Origin of the sequence: Sphaerisporangium sp. TRM90804, from assembly GCF_029846175.1 — a bacterium.
In the GTDB taxonomy this organism is placed as follows: Bacteria; Actinomycetota; Actinomycetes; order Streptosporangiales; family Streptosporangiaceae; genus Sphaerisporangium.
Window position 1 is genome coordinate 1 of the sequence record NZ_JARWAC010000082.1, and the last position, 617, is coordinate 617.

At 74.1% G+C, this 617-nt stretch carries 1 protein-coding gene; it reads left to right on the plus strand.

Annotated features, from left to right (window positions below):
- Window positions 1-36 precede the first annotated feature (36 nt).
- On the plus strand, window positions 37-617 hold a 581-nt coding region (locus PYR91_RS36340; protein WP_279787570.1), incomplete at its 3' end, for an AMP-binding protein.

The window sequence follows — 617 nt, forward strand, 5'->3', positions numbered from 1 at the left end:
GAGACCGGTGCGCGGGTGGCGGTGGTGGATCGGGCGTTGGCTGATCGGGTTCCGCCGGGTGTGGTCTGGGTGGACGTGGAAGGGCTGCTGGCCGACGGGACCGCCCCTGAGGACCACCTCGACTCGACCGCCTCACTGGACGCCGGCTCGCAGGCCGCCGGCTCGCAGGACGCCGGCTCGCAGGACGCCGGCTCGCAGGACGCCGACTCGCAGGACGCCGACTCGCGAGACGCGGGGTTGCGAGACGCCGGTTCCCAGGACGCGGGTTCGCGGGACGCGGGTTCGCGGGACGCGGGTTCGCGGGACGCCGGTTCGCATGGCGCCGGTTTCCGGACCGGTGGGGTGTCGGGGGCGAATCTGGCTTATGTGATGTACACCTCGGGGTCCACCGGGACGCCGAAGGGGGTGGCCGTCACCCACCACGACGTCGCCGCGCTGGCCCTCGGATCGGTACGCGGGGCCGCCTCCGGCGGGCGGATGCTGCTCCACTCTCCCGCCGCCTTCGACGCCTCGACGTTCGAGCTGTGGGCGCCTCTGCTCTCCGGGGGTGAGGTGGTGGTGGGGCCGCCGGGTGAGGTGGATGTGGCGGCGTTGGCCCGGTTGATCGCCGAGGGCGG